The 14,768-nt window shown below is 64.0% G+C and carries 15 protein-coding genes and 1 pseudogene; 10 read left to right on the top strand and 6 right to left on the bottom strand.

Annotated elements, in window-relative coordinates; all coding sequences use genetic code 11:
- The first annotated feature begins 1 nt into the window (after position 1).
- On the top strand, positions 2-454 hold the full coding sequence (locus ACXJ16_RS25000) for a hypothetical protein (protein ID WP_185999265.1): 453 nt from the start codon (positions 2-4) through the stop codon (positions 452-454).
- A 55-nt stretch (positions 455-509) separates the two neighbouring features.
- Positions 510-1,979: an aldehyde dehydrogenase gene (locus ACXJ16_RS24995; RefSeq protein ID WP_185999264.1), complete on the top strand. Its 1,470-nt coding sequence runs from the start codon at positions 510-512 to the stop codon at positions 1,977-1,979.
- Between the two features lie 98 nt (positions 1,980-2,077).
- Here ACXJ16_RS24995 and ACXJ16_RS24990 read toward each other — a convergent pair whose 3' ends face one another.
- The 3 genes from ACXJ16_RS24990 to ACXJ16_RS24980 are packed head-to-tail and all read right to left on the bottom strand — an operon-like array spanning position 2,078 to position 3,755.
- Positions 2,078-2,584 (bottom strand): DUF3237 domain-containing protein, encoded by a 507-nt coding sequence (locus ACXJ16_RS24990; RefSeq protein WP_054438018.1) that lies wholly within the window; start codon positions 2,582-2,584, stop codon positions 2,078-2,080.
- A gap of 14 nt (positions 2,585-2,598) precedes the next feature.
- Positions 2,599-3,348 (bottom strand): SDR family NAD(P)-dependent oxidoreductase, encoded by a 750-nt coding sequence (locus ACXJ16_RS24985; protein WP_185999263.1) that lies wholly within the window; start codon positions 3,346-3,348, stop codon positions 2,599-2,601.
- A gap of 14 nt (positions 3,349-3,362) precedes the next feature.
- Positions 3,363-3,755, bottom strand: coding sequence for a nuclear transport factor 2 family protein (locus ACXJ16_RS24980; protein ID WP_054438019.1), 393 nt, complete (start codon positions 3,753-3,755; stop codon positions 3,363-3,365).
- A 129-nt stretch (positions 3,756-3,884) separates the two neighbouring features.
- Between ACXJ16_RS24980 and ACXJ16_RS24975 the strand changes: the two genes are divergently transcribed.
- The 4 genes and pseudogenes from ACXJ16_RS24975 to ACXJ16_RS24960 all read left to right on the top strand — a co-directional run.
- Positions 3,885-4,280 (top strand): nuclear transport factor 2 family protein, encoded by a 396-nt coding sequence (locus ACXJ16_RS24975; RefSeq protein ID WP_185999262.1) that lies wholly within the window; start codon positions 3,885-3,887, stop codon positions 4,278-4,280.
- Between the two features lie 163 nt (positions 4,281-4,443).
- Complete coding sequence (locus tag ACXJ16_RS24970) at positions 4,444-4,992, top strand: MarR family winged helix-turn-helix transcriptional regulator (RefSeq protein WP_185999261.1); 549 nt, start codon at positions 4,444-4,446, stop codon at positions 4,990-4,992.
- A 93-nt stretch (positions 4,993-5,085) separates the two neighbouring features.
- The gene (locus ACXJ16_RS24965; RefSeq protein WP_454798629.1) at positions 5,086-6,318 is read left to right on the top strand and encodes a multidrug effflux MFS transporter; all 1,233 of its coding nucleotides are present in this window, start codon (positions 5,086-5,088) and stop codon (positions 6,316-6,318) included.
- A 60-nt stretch (positions 6,319-6,378) separates the two neighbouring features.
- Positions 6,379-6,812 (top strand): annotated as a pseudogene (locus ACXJ16_RS24960) (enoyl-CoA hydratase-related protein); the annotation flags it as partial.
- Positions 6,813-6,904: 92 nt separating this feature from the next.
- Here ACXJ16_RS24960 and ACXJ16_RS24955 read toward each other — a convergent pair.
- Together ACXJ16_RS24955 and ACXJ16_RS24950 are read right to left on the bottom strand one after the other, a co-directional pair.
- Positions 6,905-9,034: an acetate--CoA ligase family protein gene (locus ACXJ16_RS24955; protein ID WP_185999259.1), complete on the bottom strand. Its 2,130-nt coding sequence runs from the start codon at positions 9,032-9,034 to the stop codon at positions 6,905-6,907.
- A gap of 96 nt (positions 9,035-9,130) precedes the next feature.
- Positions 9,131-9,565, bottom strand: a complete 435-nt coding sequence (locus ACXJ16_RS24950) for a MarR family winged helix-turn-helix transcriptional regulator (RefSeq protein WP_054438031.1) — start codon at positions 9,563-9,565, stop codon at positions 9,131-9,133.
- Positions 9,566-9,713: 148 nt separating this feature from the next.
- Between ACXJ16_RS24950 and ACXJ16_RS24945 the strand changes: the two genes are divergently transcribed.
- Positions 9,714-11,138, top strand: coding sequence for an aldehyde dehydrogenase family protein (locus ACXJ16_RS24945; protein WP_185999258.1), 1,425 nt, complete (start codon positions 9,714-9,716; stop codon positions 11,136-11,138).
- A gap of 45 nt (positions 11,139-11,183) precedes the next feature.
- Here ACXJ16_RS24945 and ACXJ16_RS24940 read toward each other — a convergent pair whose 3' ends face one another.
- Positions 11,184-12,302: an NAD(P)-dependent alcohol dehydrogenase gene (locus ACXJ16_RS24940; protein ID WP_054438033.1), complete on the bottom strand. Its 1,119-nt coding sequence runs from the start codon at positions 12,300-12,302 to the stop codon at positions 11,184-11,186.
- 128 nt (positions 12,303-12,430) lie between these two features.
- Here ACXJ16_RS24940 and ACXJ16_RS24935 point away from each other — a divergent pair, with 128 nt between their 5' ends.
- From ACXJ16_RS24935 to ACXJ16_RS24925, 3 genes are read left to right on the top strand one after another with little or no spacing between them, the layout of a single operon-like run.
- Entirely contained in the window at positions 12,431-13,558 is a 1,128-nt protein-coding gene (locus tag ACXJ16_RS24935) for a cobalamin-independent methionine synthase II family protein (RefSeq protein WP_185999257.1), read from the top strand.
- Positions 13,555-13,956, top strand: coding sequence for a nuclear transport factor 2 family protein (locus tag ACXJ16_RS24930; RefSeq protein WP_463922455.1), 402 nt, complete (start codon positions 13,555-13,557; stop codon positions 13,954-13,956). The genes ACXJ16_RS24935 and ACXJ16_RS24930 overlap by 4 nt, the downstream gene beginning before the upstream one ends.
- 7 nt (positions 13,957-13,963) lie before the next feature.
- A complete protein-coding gene (locus tag ACXJ16_RS24925) occupies positions 13,964-14,728 on the top strand; it encodes an IclR family transcriptional regulator (RefSeq protein WP_292636506.1) in 765 nt (254 codons plus the stop codon).
- Positions 14,729-14,768 lie beyond the last annotated feature (40 nt).

The following is a 14,768-nucleotide window of genomic DNA, read 5'->3' as shown; positions in this document are numbered from 1 at the left end:
GATGCGGATAATCTACCATGCAAGCCGCTGGATCTTCGGACTCTGGTATCTGTTTTCCGGCGCCGAATACTTCACGCCGTTTGACCTGCAACCGCTCGGCAATACGCCGCTGGGGCAGGAGTTCACGCTGGCCCTGATCCACAGCGGGCTCTTTGCCTGGATCAAGGTGATCGAGATCGCTATCGCCGTTCTCGTTCTGGCGGACCGGATGATGCCGCTGGTCGCCGTGGCAGCCGTGCCGCTGACGGCGGTGATCGCCTACTGGAACTTCGCGCTGGAATGGGGCGCGATCGAGGCAATCTTCGGCACCCTGACCGTGGTGTTCAACGCCGTCCTGCTCTGGCCGTACCGGGCCTATTACCTACCCGCGATCACAGCCTGGCGCGGCAGGCGGGATTTCGGCGCGAGCCTTGCACCGTCCGGGATTGACACGATAACATCCGTTAACGTCTAATCAGATCAAACGGCGCCATGCGAAACGATGCGCGCCACGGAAGAGGATCGGAAGAATGACACCCGAAGGCGTGCAACTGCGGCATCCCGACAAGCTCTATATCGGCGGCTCCTGGGTCGAGCCTTCCACCGGGGGACAGATCGAGATCGTCTCGCCGAACAGCGAGGACGTCGTCGCCGTGGTGGCCGAGGCGGTAGCGGCCGACATGGACCGCGCCGTAGCCGCGGCGCGCGATGCGTTCGACAACGGCCCCTGGCCGCAGCTTTCCCCGGCCGAGCGCGGCCGGATGGTCGCCCGCTGGGCCGACGAACTGGCGAAGCGCGAACCCGAACTCTGCCGCGCATGGACGGCGCAAGTCGGCGGACTTTCCAGCTTCGCCCCAATCATGCACGGCGGCGCGACGGCAACCCTCAGGTTCATCGCCTCGCTTGGTGAAAGTTTCGAGTTCGTCACGCGGCGCCCCAGCCTGCAGGTCGATACCGCGATCGTGGCGCAGGAACCGGTTGGCGTGGCCGTGGCCATCGCGCCGTGGAACGCGCCATACGGCACCCTTTCAAGCAAGGTCGCCTACGCGCTCGTTGCCGGATGCACGGTGGTAATGAAGCCCTCCCCCGAAACGCCGCTTGAGGCCTATATCATGGCCGAAGCCGCCGAAGCCGCCGGCATTCCGGCCGGCGTGATAAATCTGGTCTGCGGCGACCGGGAAGCATCGGACCATCTCGTGAACAATCCCGGCGTCGACAAAGTGAGCTTCACCGGTTCGACCGTTGCAGGCAGGCGCATCGGCGAAGTCTGTGCGGGTCGTGTCGCTCGCTGCACGCTGGAACTGGGCGGAAAATCGGCCGCCATCGTGCGCGACGATTTTCCCATAGAGGCCGCCGCCGCAATCCTGGGCAACACGATCACGGTGATGAGCGGGCAGGTCTGCGCCATGCTCAGCCGCGCCATCGTTCCCCGCCACCGCCATGACGAATTGGCGGAGGCCATCGCCCGTGTCATGCAGGGCGTGAAGATCGGCGGCAGCGATGCGCCCGATACACAGCTCGGCCCGCTTGCGATGAAACGCCAGCTCGAACGCGTCGAAAGCTATGTCGAACTCGGCCGCGAAGGCGCGGATCTCGTCACGGGCGGACAGCGCCCCACGTCGATGAACAAGGGCTATTTCTTCGAACCCACGCTTTTCGCCAATGTAGATAACACCAGCCGGATCGCGCAGGAGGAAATCTTTGGACCGGTGCTGTGCCTGATCCCCGCCGAAGACGAGGAACACGCCATTCAATTGGCCAATGACAGCAGCTTCGGCCTCAATGGCTCGGTTCTCACCGGCGATGTGGATGCTGCTTATCGGATCGGCCGCAGGATCCGCGCGGGCGGGTTCGGTCAGAACGGCATGAGGCTGGAATTCGGACTGCCGTTCGGCGGCTTCAAGCAGTCAGGCATTGGCCGCGAAGGTGGTGCCGAAGGCCTCCACTCATTCCTCGAAACCAAAACGATCCTGCTCGACGGGATGCCGTCGCGGCTTTGAAAAGCCGGGGCGCTGCTCGCGGCGAGCGCTACCATCGGCTTGGAGCCGAGCTCCTTACATCGACCGAACGCGCCGCACGCTGAACCGCGAAAGGACCTTCAGGTCAGCGCATAGTAGCGCAGAAGATTGCCGTCGGCCCGGCGCTCGCCCACGCCGATGAACACATGCCTGGTCAGCCAGTCGTGCTTGCCGATCGGGCATTCGAACGAAGGGTTGCCGCGAAGATAGTATTCCTGCTGTTCGACCGGCTGCCCGCCCTCGAAGGCCCAGTCCCTCAGCCGTTGCATCGTGCCGGGCTTGCGGCCCCACAGGAATCCGCGGTTGTTGAGAAGGATCAAGGTGCCGTCATCTTCCTCCAACATGTAGCGCGCATCGAATACGGCCACGTCATCGGGCCTGAAATAGGCATAGTCACCGCCCGATCCCGGCACCGCCTTGCCCTTCAGGAGCGGTCCTTCGAACGTTCCGCCGTCGACGTAGACAGCGCTTCGGTTTCCGCCCATCGGCGTATTGGCGATCATCTGCACGCGCGGGAACGTGAGGCGCACTTCCATCGCGAATTCGAGGCGCGGGTTGTCGATGGTGGAAAAGGGGCCTTCACTCATCTTGGACTCTTCCTTCATCCGATTTCCAGGGCGCCGCCATCCACGAAGAGATTGGCGGCAGTGATGAAACTCGCTTCCCGGGAAGCCAGGAAGAGGACAGCGGCGGCCACTTCCTCGGGCCGGCCCATTCGCTTCATCGGCACGGCCGCGATCATCTGCTCGCGCAGGACGTCCACCGCCGCTGCGCTCATGCCGGGATTGCGGTGAAGCAGCGGGGTTTCCACCGGCCCCGGGCTGACCATGTTGACGCGAATGCCGCGCGAAACATACTCCCCGGCAAATTGACGCATGGCGAGCGCCAAGCCGGCCTTCGCCGCTCCATATGCGACATTGCCGGGCACGAAGGCATGGCCGCCGATCGACCCGGTGACGACGATCGCCCCGCCATCGCCCATCAGCCGCACCGCCTTCTGCATGGCGAAGACGCAACCGCGCAAGTTGATCGCATGGACCTGATCCCAATACTCGTGCGAGAGTTCTTCGATGAGCGCGAAGCCGCCCACGCCCGCGTTGACGACAAGCACGTCGATCCTCTCGTCTGCCGCGGCGATTTCCTCGTAAAACCGCTCCATCGCCGCCAGATCGGAAATATCGACGCTGCTGCCACGCGCGCCCGGGATTCCGGAGGCGGCGGCCTCTATCGTTGCCCGGTCCCGGCCGGTGAGGCGAACCGCGCCGCCCTCCCTTGCGAAAGCTTGGGCGCAGGCCAGGCCGATGCCGCTGTTGCCACCCAGTACGACAACCCTGCTGCCCGCGAACCGCATCGCTCTCTCCATCGTCAAAAAGGTCCGATCGGATTGGGGCTCGTTTCGGGCACGTCCTGAACGACGTCCCAATGTTCGACTATCATCCCGCCCGCGAGGCGGAAGATGTCGATCACGGCCCATCCGCGATCCTCCGGCCAGCGCCGGACGTGATAGTGGACGATCACGTGATCCCCATCTGCGAACATGCGCTTCACATCGTGTACGGCTGCGGGTGTCCGGGCGCGAATATCGCGCAGCAGCGCCTTCAGCGGTTCGCGCCCCTGCCCAGCGCCCTGATTGTGCTGGATATAGTCAAGGGCGATGAAGCGATCGACGGCATCGGCGTCAAGCGCGTTGAGCACTTCGTCGAACAGGGCCGCGACATGACGCAGGTTCGCTTCCTCCCCGGCCGATCTGACGTTCATGCCGCAGCCTCCGCCATGCCCACTCCCCCGTTATCCGCCCGCTTCAGCGCGCGCCACGCCACATCGTAACGATCGTTATTTACTTGTGCAAGCAGATGCGAGACGATGTCCGCATTTGTGGAGAGATCAATGACCCGCGACGACTACGAGAGATATGCGGCCGCCTTCAACGCGAGGGATTACGATGCAGTCTATGATTTCTACGCGCCCGGTGCCCGGCTCGCCTTCTTCGGAGTCGAACTTTCATCGCGCGAGGCGTTCAAGCGCTTCTACGGTTTCCTGCACGGCTATGTCGATGAGACCCTTACGATAGAGCGCTTTGCCGCGAGCGAAGACCTCGTCGCCCTCGAAGGCGTGATCCGCATCGCGGCGCACCGGGATCTCGATGCCGAAACGCTGAAGGCGAACGGGTTGCTCCAGTTCTTCCCGATCCGTGCCGGCGAAGTCCAGGAACTGCGGCAGTTCATCCATTACCATGTCGAACAAGGCCATTTCACGAGGGTGCAATGCGCGCTGATTCCCTGATGCCCGTCACGTGCCACGAACACGGCAATTGTCGCGCGGTCAGCCGATTGCCGGGCAAAGACCGTTTCAAGGAGGCGAACGGCGAGGCTGTAGGCGCCCTCTTCCCCAGTAACAAACGTGATTATCTTGACAGATATCGCACCCCTTGCGCTAAATCCCGTCAATGCGCGAAACCAGACAATCGAACGAGATCGACAACGAGTCCGAAGCTACGGCGGCGATGCCGGTGAGCACGCGTTCGGAAACCCTCCACCGGCTTCTCAAGCTCTCGAACCGGCTCATGGCGCCGTTCTCGGTCAATCTGGAACACCAGTACAAGATCAGCCTGAACGAGTTTCGCCTGCTGATGCTGATCGGCCGGTTCCCCCAATCGGCGAGCCATGAACTGGCGGAAATGACAGGCGTCAATGCGATGAGCGTATCCCGCGCGGTTTCGGCGCTGGAGCGCCACGGCCGCGTTCTCGTCGTTCGCGACGAGGAAAACCGGCGCCGCAAACGGCTGACCCTTACCCCGGAGGGCGAACGTCTCTACCGGATCATGCGCCCGCAGACCGAAAGAGTGGCGGACTACCTGCTATCGGCGCTTCACCCGCACGAAGTCGCCATGTTCGATCATATTCTCACCACCTTGATCGATACGCTTGAAGCCACGGACGAAGAAGGCCGCTCGCTGTTCCTCGAACGCACGAAGCCCGACGACGCTGAAGCCTAGGCTTCGTGGACGGACTTGCCTGATGGCGTGACTCATAATAACACTCGTTACTATGAGTCACGCCATCGGTCTTGAACCGCGCGGTTCCCGCGCATGAACTCAACTTCCGCGACATCCGCGCATGAAGAAGCGCGAGGGCCAAGTCTGGGTTTCGGGATTGCCCTCGGCTTCCTCTCCGCGCTCGGCCCTTTTGCGATAGACCTCTATCTTCCCGCCATGCCCGCAATGGCAGGCGCCCTCAGCGCAAGCGATTCCGGGGTGCAGCGAACGCTCTCGGCATTCTTCCTCGGCCTGGCAGTGGCGCAGATACCGATCGGCTCGCTCGGCGATCGGTTCGGACGGCGCGCGCCGCTGATGGGCGGGCTCTGTATCTTCATCGCCGCCTCGGTCGCCTGCGCCTTCGCCGCCACGCTCGAACAACTGGTCCTGTTGCGCTTTCTTCAGGGCATGGGAGCCTGCGCCGGTACGTCCAGCGCGCGCGCCATCATTCGCGACCTCCATCGCGGACACCATGCCGCCCGGCTGATGGCCTTCACGTTCCTTATCATCGGTATTTCGCCGATGCTCGCTCCATTGCTGGGCAGCACATTGCTCCATCTCGTTTCATGGCGAGGACTGTTCGGCGTGCTTGCCGCCGCCGGCATGATTGCCGCAGGCTGCGTCATGCTCTTCCTCCCCGAAACCTTGCCGCCGGCCCTGCGCACGACGGACTGGCGCGCCCTGCCCCATGTCCATGCCCGCCTGCTGCGGACCCCGCGCTTCGTCGGCTGGGCCATCGTCGCAGGGCTCGCGACCACGATCCCCTTTGCCTTCGTGACCGCCGCGCCGTTCATCTATTCAGGGATCTACGAACTCGATCCCACGTGGTTCAGCATTCTGCTCGCACTCAATGCCTGCATGTCGATCATCGCGACACAAGCCGCGCCGCACTTGCTCAAGCGGTTCGGCGCCGTTCGCCTGGCCGGAAGCGCTGGCGCCATCGCACTTAGCGCAACGACACTGGTGGCCATCACCGGATCCGACGGCATCCCGCTACCGCTGTTTCAGGCTTATTCGATATTGCTGTTCATGGTTGCCGGTCTGATCCTGACCCCGGCGGCGACCAGCGCCCTCGATTCCGTGCGGAGCGGCATCGGTGCCGCAGCCGGGCTGCTCGGCACCATCCAGCTCGCGGTAACAGCCCTTGCGAGCGCCGCTGTCACGTTGTGGCCTCCCGTTTCCCTGCTTCCGCTGACCTTGGTGCTGGCAACGGGATTCACTGCGATGATCGTGATCGTTGCCTTGCTCGGCCGCTTGCGGCCGGAGGAAGAATCCAGCGCCACCTAGGTCGTAAACTCATAAACGGCACCGTCGAGGTTTGAGGCAAAATGGCTCACCGCGAGGAGGGAGGGCAGTTCCCGGTCCACCGGGATGGACCTCAAGGAATACTTCCGCGAAACCGAAGCGGACGGCCTTCGCAGCGTGCGCAAGTCGCAGCGCGAAAGCTACGCTGGTTCCGGCGTCGGCGCTGGTACCAGAAGCCGACGATCCCCATGGTCAACGGATGGAGCTTCGGCGGTGGCTTCTTCCCGCTTTTCGGCTGCGACCTGGCGATATGCGCGGAAGTGGCGAAGATGTTGCTCGGCAAGAACCCGGCGGCGCTCAAGTTCGCCAAGGACGCGGTGCGCCGTGTGGGCACTCTCACTTACGATGAAGCGGAAGATTACCTTCTGCACATGCAGGCGGCCTGCAGTTTTCACGATACCAGCCAAGGCCCCAAGGAAGGCATCCGCCAGTTTATCGACGGAAAGAGCTACAAGCCCGGCCTTGGCCGCCTATGACAAGTCGAGGACCGGCGAAAATGCCTGAAACTTGAACAAGAGGGACATTGCCATTTTGCGGCGCCCCTCTTGTTCAATGGAAGAACTTCATCTCAGCCGGAGATCAACGCATCCAGCGCGATCACACCCTTTCCTTCCGGCAGAACCAGAACGGGATTGAGATCGAGTTCCCCGATCCCGGGCGTACCGCGAACCAACACGGCAAGCGTTTCCACCATACCCGCCAGCGCATCGACATCGGCTATGGGCGCGCCGCGAAAGCCCTGGAGCAACGGCGCCATCCGCAGGGAAAGAATCCGGGTCTTGATCTCGGCGCGCGAAAGGTCAGGCGGCAGCAGCACGGCGTCATGAAGCAATTCGGCAGCAACGCCGCCGAACCCAACGAGGATCACGGCGCCCCAGTCCGGATCGCGGCGAGCACCGACAATCATTTCTACACCGCGCGGCGCCATGGCCTCTACCAGGATGCCATCAAGGACAAGACCCGGCCGCGCTGCCTGCACGTCGGCCTCCATCTTGCCCCATGCGGCAGCCAGTGCCCCCGCATCGGCGATCCCGATCGCAACGCCGCCCGCATCGCTCTTGTGGCTGAGCGCTGCGGCCTGCGCCTTGAGAACGACCGGATATCCGATGCCGGCGGCAATCTCCTGCGCGGCTTCAAGGGAACCTGCCAGCGCGCCTCTCGAAAAGGTCAAGCCGTGCGGTGCCAGCAATTGCTTCGCACGATATTCGGGAATGGTTTCGCCCGCCGCCGGCGCGGCGATCGAAATCGCCGTCCTTTCAGTCAGGCCCGAAGAGCGCGCACCATACCACGCCAGGCAGGCCAGCGCTTTGAGCGCGCGCTCGGGCGTAGGGAAATAGGGTGAGCCAAGCGCCCGAATGGCAGCCACATCGTCGCCCAGAACACCGCCGCCTTCATCCACACCGGCAACGATCAGCGGCTTGCGCCCGCCGAGCTCCGCAATTGCTTTCGCCACTGCGGAGAATTTGACGTGCGAGGTATGCGTGTCGGTCTGGATCAACGGAACGAGGATGGTTTCGATCCGCCGCTCCTCGCCCAGGGCGGCAATCGTCCGGTTGTAAAGCGTGGGATCGACCAGGCCCTGCGCCGTAATGTCGAGCGGATTGCTCACCGGCACGAAGGAAGGCAAAGCCTCGCGCAAAGCGGCGCTGTCGGCATCGGTAAGCTTGGGCAGTTCCAGTCCGAGCGCCTCGGCGCCATCCAGCATCATCGCTTTCAAGGCGCCGGATTCAGAAACGATGCCCACGCTTCCCGAAGGTAGCGACGGACAGCGAATCGCAATCTCGGTCACGTCTCCAAGCACTTCCAGCCCATCGACCAGGATCACGCCCGCATGCTCGACCAGGGTCCGCATCACCGCATGATCGCCCGCCATCGCGCCAGTGTGCGTCGCCGCGCTTTCCCGCCCGGCTTCGCTGGAGCCCGGATGAAGAAGCACGACAAGCTTGCCCCGCTCCCGCGCTGCCCGCGCCGCCGCCAGAAACGCGGCAGGTTTGCGGAATTGCTCGACGATCATGGCGATAACGCCGATGGCCGGATCTTCGGCGAGATGCGCGACGTAGTCCTCTACCCCGCTCGCCGCTTCGTTGCCGGTAGAGATGTAGCAGGAAAGCGGCACCTCCCGGGCGATCATGGTCGTGGCGAGCACCGCGGCCATGGCGCCAGACTGCGAAACGATGCCGACCTTGCGGTCCCCTCTCGCCCGTGCCTCCGGCAATTCTACGAAAGTCAGCGCGACATTGGCATCGAAATTGACGAGGCCGAGACAGTTCGGCCCCTCGATCACCATCCCTGAATCGCGGGCGATCCGAGCCAGTTCCTCCTGCCGGGCAAGTCCTTCAGGCCCGCCTTCGGCAAACCCCGCCGAAAAGATCACGGCTGCTCCACATCGCCGCTGCGCCAGTTCGCGCACGGCATCGAGGACGGCAGCCTGGGGGATTGCCAGAACAGCCACGTCCACGTCTTCCGGCAACGCGGCGACATCCGGCACGCAGCGCCTTCCGCCTATTTCCTCCCGCTTGGGATTGACGAGGTGGATCTCCCCCGAGAACCCCCTGTCGACGAGGTTCTTCAGAACGGAAGCACCCAGCGCTCCGGGCCGGTCGGACGCACCGACGATGGCAACGCTGCGTGGATTGAGAAGCCGTTCCATGGCCGCCCGTTCGAGCGGTTCGAGCACAGCGGTACCTTGCGCAGACATCCTTGATCTCCCGGCCTGACGATCCTCGATCCGGTCATCGCCGGACTTGCGCGGTTTGTATCTCAGGCATACAATATGCGCAAGTCGCGTGGTTCGTCAGGCTACCCGTTCCTGTTGGCGCAGGCGCTGCAGCAGCGACAGCAGCATGTTCCGCTCGGCGACACTGAGCGGTCCGAAGAATTTCCGCTCATGCCTTTCGAACACAAGGTCGATCTCGGTCGCGAGAGTTCGGCCTACTTCTGTCAGTTCAAGGGAATGTGCACGCGGATCGGCGCTGGGCGCGCGGCGCACGGCCCCTCGACCTTCCAGGATATCGACAATCTTCATCGCGCTCGACCGGTTCACGTTAAGCGCCTCTCCCAGCGCGGTCTGGGTGCATCCCGGATTGGCGCGGACCAGCAGCAGGGCCGAGGCGCGCGCCGGCGTGATATCCAGCGGTTCAAGCGCCTGCCTTGCGGATTCGTGAGCGACGGATTGCAGCATCTGGATCTGGAATCCGATCTGCCCGGAAAGCTCTTCCCCCTCGTTCATGACCTCTCCTCAGCCGCTGGCTCGATGCCTTGTTTTCTATGTATCCCAAGCGTACAAACTCATGCGTGCCATTGCAAGGCGCGCATCGACTCCGCCAGCGAGGGACAAGAAGCCCCGGCCGGGACGATGCCAACCAAGGAGAGTGATCGTGAAAACCGATTTCAAGCTGCTGGTCAACGGTGAACTGATCGACGGCGTTTCCACATTCGACGTCGTCAATCCGGCTACCGAGGACGTCTTCGCCCAGTGCCCGCGCGCTGACGAGGCTATCCTGAACCGGGCCGTATCCGCCGCCAAGGCTGCGCTTCCGGGATGGTCCGCTCTCTCCGCCGATGAACGCGCCGGCTATATCAACCGCCTGGCAGACGCGATGGAGGCCCGCATCGAGGACTTTGCCCGCCTGCTCACGGCGGAACAGGGCAAGCCGCTGGATCAGGCCACTTACGAGATCGGCGGAAGCATCTACACGCTGCGCGCCTTTGCGGCGATGCGCCTTCCCGAACAGACCCTTCGCAATGAAAACGGCAGTACCGTGGTGGAGCATCGCACGCCGCTGGGGGTCTGCGCCTCGATCACGCCGTGGAATTTCCCGGTGATCCTGCTGGCGAACAAGCTTGGCCCCTGCCTTGTCATGGGGAACACGATGGTTTCCAAACCGGCGCCGACAACGCCGCTCACCACGCTTCTGCTGGCCGAACTCGCGGCGGACATCCTGCCTGCCGGCGTATTCAACGTGATCTGCGACCAGAATGAGCTCGGCCCGCTGATCACCGCACATCCCGACATCGCCAAGGTGGCCTTCACCGGATCGACCGCGACCGGGAAGAAAGTCATGGCCTCCGCGGCGCAAAACGTGAAGCGCGTGACGCTGGAACTGGGCGGCAACGACGCTGCCATCGTGCTGGACGACGTGCCGGCCCGGATCGCCGCACAGAAAGTCTATGCAGGCGCCATGGCCAACGCCGGCCAGATCTGCGTCGCCATCAAGCGCGCCTATGTGCCCAGCGCAATGTACGAGGAATTCTGCGACGAAATCGCCAAGCTCGCCGATCAGGCCGTGCTCGACGACGGCGCCAAGCAAGGCTCTACCATCGGACCGATCCAGAACCGGATGCAGTTCGAGAAAGTGCGCGACCTGATCGAGGATGCCAAGCAGCGCGGCCGGGTCGTTGCGGGCGGCGACGTGCCGGACCGGAAGGGCTTCTTCATCCCTCCCACGGTGATCGCCGATCTCGACGACGATGCACCGCTGGTGCGCGAAGAGCAGTTCGGCCCGGTGCTGCCGGTACTGAAGTACGACGATATCGAGGACGTGATCGCCCGCGCCAACGATTCCCCCTATGGCCTGGGCGGCACCGTCTGGGGCGCGGACCAGCTTCGCGCGATGGACGTGGCGCGCCGGATCGACGCCGGCACCGTCTGGGTAAACCAGCACCTTGCGATCGACCCGAACATTCCATTCCGGGGCGCCAAGCAGTCCGGGCTCGGCACGGAGCACGGGCTGGCCGGGCTCATGGAATATACGCAGGCGCACATCGTAAGCGCCGTTCCGCTGGAACTCGAACAGGCCTGAACCGGCGGGAGGGGCGCCCGCTGCAGCCGCCCCTCCCTTGCCGGACTACTCCGGCGAAATCCGCAGCACCGGCTTGATCACGCGGCCGCTCTCGCTGGCCTCGATTGCTTCGTTGATCTGCTCGAAATCGAAATGGCCGATGAGCCTGTCGAACGGGAAGCGACCTTCCCGATAGTATTCCATCAGTTCCGGCAGGAAACCGGTGAGATCGCTGTCGCCGCCGAGTATCCCCATCACGGTGCGACCTCCGCCCATCAACGCGGCCTCATTGAACACCACCTCGTCCGCCGGGTCCGAAGCGCCGACGACACCGACCACACCTTTCGGCGCAAGCAATGAAAATGCCAGCTGGATCAGCCTGTTCACGCCCGTCGTATCGAAAGCATAGCCCAGCCCGCTCGGACAAAGTTCGCGAATGCGCGCGGCCACGTCATCCCGACCATTGATGACGTGGGTGGCCCCAAGCTCGCGGGCCATGCCAAGGCGCTGGTCATGAAGGTCCACGGCGATGATCGGATCGGCCCCGGCGATCTTCGCCGCCATGATCGCGGCCATGCCGACCGTACCGGCACCCCAGACCGCAATCGGCAGTCCTGCACGAACCTTCATCGCTCGCAGCACCGCCCCTGCGCCGGTCATCAGCCCGCAGCCAAGCGGTGCAAGTACGTCCAGCCCCACGCCGTCCATCGTCTCCGGCACTTTCACCACGTTGCGTTCATGCGCGATGGCGTGGGTCGCGAAGGCGGACTGGCCGAAGAAATTGGCATTCATCCGCTCTCCGCCCAGAAACACGGTGGCGCTGCCATCCGGGCGGGCGCCGGACCAGTTGTAAGGAAAGAATTCGTAGCAGTAGGTCGGCGCATCGATGGCACAGCTCGGGCAATGGCCGCAGCTGTTGAAGCTCATGATGACACGGTCGCCCGGTCTGGCCACCGTCACCCCGCTGCCTACCGCTTCGACCACGCCTGCCCCCTCGTGCCCCAGCACCACCGGCAGCGGCACGGGGAGCTGTGCGTCGCGCACGGCCATGTCAGTATGGCACACCCCGCAAGCGACGACACGCACGCGCAGTTCGTCATCCCGCAACGCGTCCAGTTCCACATCCTCGATCGTGAAAGGCGCGGTGTTGCCGCGGCAGATCGCCGCGCGGGCTCCAGTCGTCATGATCGTTCCATCTCCTTGCCTTCAGGCCCCCGGAAGCCGGGGTTAGCACATATCTTAATTTCACGAATGCGAATCTATACACATTCATGAAATCATGCCACGCTTTGCCGCATGGGAGGATGTGCCGCATGACCATCGAGACAACACACGTAGGAAGCCTGCCCCGCGGTGACGAGTTGACGCCCCTGCTACTTTCCCGCGACAAGGGTGAGCCTTACGATGCAGCCGAATTCGACCGGCTCGTGCAGGCTGCCGTGAACGATGCGGTGCGCCGCCAGGTCGACAGCGGCGTTTCCATCCTCAGCGACGGCGAACTGGGCAAGGTGGGCTATTCCACCTACATGATCGAGCGCCTCGAAGGGTTCGGCGGTCATATCGAGCGCAGGGCCGCCGCCGACCTTGCCGAACACCCCGATCTCGCGCGCAAGCTCTCGGCGATGATGGGCAGTCAGGAATTCACCCGCGCCTCCTGCATCGGTCCGGTGCGGCTGCGGACACTCAAGCCGTTGCACGCGGATATCCGCCGGTTCCGTCACGCACTGGACCTCCACGGGAACGGTGCGCGCGGTTTTCTCAACGCGGCCTCGCCGGGCCTCATCACCGCTTTTCAGGTCAATCGGCATTACCCCAGCCACGAGGCCTATCTTGCCGACCTCGTCGATGCGATGCGCCCCGAGTACGAGGCAATCGTCGCCGCCGGGTTCGATCTCCAACTCGATTGCCCCGACCTCGCGATGTCGCGCCATACCGGTTATCAGGATCAGGATGAGGCGACCTTCCTGCGCACCGCCGCCGCCAATGTCGAAGCGCTCAACGCGGCCACTGCGAACATCGCGCCGGAGCGGATGCGCATGCACGTCTGCTGGGGCAATTACGAAGGCCCGCACGACCACGATATCGCGCTGGGCAAGGTGATCGACACGGTGATCGCGGCCCGCCCTGCCACCGTGCTGTTCGAAGCCGCGAACCCCCGGCATGAACACGAATGGACGGTATGGCGCGATGCCCGGCTGCCCGACACCAAGATCCTCGCGCCAGGCCTGATCGATACCTGCTCCAACTATGTCGAGCATCCGGAACTGATCGCCCAGAGGATAGAGCGCTTTGCCGCTTTCCTGGGCAAGGACCGCGTGATCGCGAGCACGGACTGCGGCTTTGGCACTTTTGCAGGTTACGGCAAGATCGACCCCGGCGTGACCTGGAAGAAGCTGCGCGCCCTGCGCGCAGGTGCCGATCTCGCGGAAGCGCGCCTGTGAGCCATGCGCTTTCGCCCGGCGCCATTCGCGCCATCGAGCACGATTGCGCGCGCCTGATCGCCCGCTATGCCAATCGCAACGATGCCGCCGACTGGGAAGCCGTAGCCGCGCTCTATGCACCCGATGGCCGCATGGCCCGTCCCACCGCGCCCAACGACTGGGCCGCCGGGCGCGAGGCCATACTCGCCGCATTCCGCGCCCGCCCGGCGCGCACCACCCGCCATGTCTGCTCGAACGTCGAAATCACGGTGGTTGACGGAAACACGGCGCTGGGCGAGAGCGCAATGCTGCTCTTCACCGGTGACGGTCCGCCGAAAGTCGGCTCGTTCCTAGACAGGTTCGTGCGCACGGAAGAAGGCTGGCGATTCGCGGAACGACGCGGATTGCTCACGTTCTGAGGGAATTATGGCGACAGGGGCAACATCGGGAAGCGGCGGCACGGCATCGACGGTGAAGTCCGCCATGCGTACGCTGGACATCATCGAATATGTCGTCGCGCATTCCGAAGGCGTCGTCGCGCAGGATATCGCGCAGGCCCTCGCCATTCCCGTCAGCAGCCTGTCCTACCTCCTCGCCACCCTGGTCGAACGCGATTACCTCTCGCGATCTGGGCGCCTCTATCAGCCGGGCGCCGGGCTGGATCGGCTGCGCGCCGCGCCGCAGCGCCTGCCGCTTATCGAAAGGGTGCGGCCACTGGTCCGTTCCCTGCGCGTGCGCTCCAACGAGACTTCGTCCTACTTCGTCCAGCGCGACTGGCAGATGGAAGCGGTCATCACCGAAACCGCCGAGCACACCCTGCGCTACTCGATCGGCGTCGGAACCCGCACGCCGATGCACTGCCTGGCCTCGGGGAAGGCCATGCTCGCCGCCCTCGGCCCCGCCGCGCTGGATCGCTTTTTCGAGGAGGCCCCGCGCGAGCGCTACACCGAAAGCACCGTGGTGGACGAAAGCGCGCTTCGCCGCGAGCTGGACCAGGCGCGCGAATCCGGCATCGCCATCACCCGCGAGGAATATACCCCTGGCATCTGCGGCATCGGGAAGATCCTGATGCTGGACGGGGAGCCGGTCGGCTCCCTCTCGGTTGCCATCCCCACCGTTCGCTACGATGCCCGGGTGGAGGCGGCAGCCTGCGCGCTGCTGGAGGCGATCGTTTCCGGTTTCAGCCGCTGAAGCGAAAAGGGCCGCCGGTTTCCCGGCGGCCCTTCGACTT

The organism is Novosphingobium sp. TK71 (assembly GCF_055361505.1).
The sequence above is the reverse complement of the archived record's forward strand: the minus strand, read 5'-3'. Positions and strand labels throughout refer to the sequence as shown.

What these genes read in the sequence shown, in the direction of transcription:
- ACXJ16_RS24970 (WP_185999261.1), top strand. Translation starts at nt 4,444, where the DNA reads ATGCGCGAAACCAGACAATCGAACGAGATCGACAACGAGTCCGAAGCT.
- ACXJ16_RS24980 (WP_054438019.1), bottom strand. Translation starts at nt 3,755, where the DNA reads ATGAACGTCAGATCGGCCGGGGAGGAAGCGAACCTGCGTCATGTCGCG.
- ACXJ16_RS24995 (WP_185999264.1), top strand. Translation starts at nt 510, where the DNA reads ATGACACCCGAAGGCGTGCAACTGCGGCATCCCGACAAGCTCTATATC.
- ACXJ16_RS24935 (WP_185999257.1), top strand. Translation starts at nt 12,431, where the DNA reads ATGACCATCGAGACAACACACGTAGGAAGCCTGCCCCGCGGTGACGAG.
- ACXJ16_RS24985 (WP_185999263.1), bottom strand. Translation starts at nt 3,348, where the DNA reads ATGCGGTTCGCGGGCAGCAGGGTTGTCGTACTGGGTGGCAACAGCGGC.
- ACXJ16_RS24940 (WP_054438033.1), bottom strand. Translation starts at nt 12,302, where the DNA reads ATGACGACTGGAGCCCGCGCGGCGATCTGCCGCGGCAACACCGCGCCT.
- ACXJ16_RS24975 (WP_185999262.1), top strand. Translation starts at nt 3,885, where the DNA reads ATGACCCGCGACGACTACGAGAGATATGCGGCCGCCTTCAACGCGAGG.
- ACXJ16_RS24955 (WP_185999259.1), bottom strand. Translation starts at nt 9,034, where the DNA reads ATGTCTGCGCAAGGTACCGCTGTGCTCGAACCGCTCGAACGGGCGGCC.
- ACXJ16_RS24950 (WP_054438031.1), bottom strand. Translation starts at nt 9,565, where the DNA reads ATGAACGAGGGGGAAGAGCTTTCCGGGCAGATCGGATTCCAGATCCAG.
- ACXJ16_RS24965 (WP_454798629.1), top strand. Translation starts at nt 5,086, where the DNA reads ATGAACTCAACTTCCGCGACATCCGCGCATGAAGAAGCGCGAGGGCCA.
- ACXJ16_RS24990 (WP_054438018.1), bottom strand. Translation starts at nt 2,584, where the DNA reads ATGAGTGAAGGCCCCTTTTCCACCATCGACAACCCGCGCCTCGAATTC.
- ACXJ16_RS24925 (WP_292636506.1), top strand. Translation starts at nt 13,964, where the DNA reads ATGGCGACAGGGGCAACATCGGGAAGCGGCGGCACGGCATCGACGGTG.
- ACXJ16_RS25000 (WP_185999265.1), top strand. Translation starts at nt 2, where the DNA reads ATGCGGATAATCTACCATGCAAGCCGCTGGATCTTCGGACTCTGGTAT.